Raw genomic sequence first — 526 nt, 5'->3', positions numbered from 1 at the left:
TCACAATATTATATCTGCAAAGAAAAAAAGAGCGGAGGGCTGACATTACCAACTCGTGTGGGGTAAGAGGATGAACTAAACATGACTCAAGAGAAATTGGTTTGCAATTTCTATGCTTAAAAAATGAGAAATGCAGTGCGACTAAACAGAATGATGTTGAAAGCTAAATATGAATGGTTGAATAAAAATGACGGCCAATGAGAAGTATCGGTTACCAGCCAAAACCCTTAGCCATCTGCTTGTTGCTGACGGGTGTCCCGGCGGTGCTGTTGGTAGTGACCTTGGCGAGAGTCTTGATGTTAAGTCCTTTGACCCGCATGATGTTGGCGATGGGAACGGCAGTAGCTTCTAGGACTGCCGAAGCGACAACAATGAGCATGAATGCTGGTAGAAAGTTGAACTGCATAGCGAACTGAGTATGTTGCTTGTGTGGTGTTGGATTTTTTAAAACAGACTGATCTGAATCAACCGAAAGTATTTGTCAGGGGGATGGAATATGTTGATGAACGCTTAAAGGATCGCAGTG

The 526-nt window shown here is 43.2% G+C and carries 1 protein-coding gene; it reads right to left on the bottom strand.

Translation table 11 applies throughout. The features are described 5' to 3' along the window. Window positions 1-211 precede the first annotated feature (211 nt). Entirely contained in the window at window positions 212-406 is a 195-nt protein-coding gene (locus tag IE219_RS32775; protein ID WP_189983748.1) for a hypothetical protein, read from the bottom strand. Window positions 407-526 lie beyond the last annotated feature (120 nt).

Source organism: Streptomyces termitum, assembly GCF_014650175.1.
GTDB lineage: Bacteria > Actinomycetota > Actinomycetes > Streptomycetales > Streptomycetaceae > Streptomyces > Streptomyces termitum.
The sequence above is the reverse complement of the archived record's forward strand: the minus strand, read 5'-3'. Positions and strand labels throughout refer to the sequence as shown.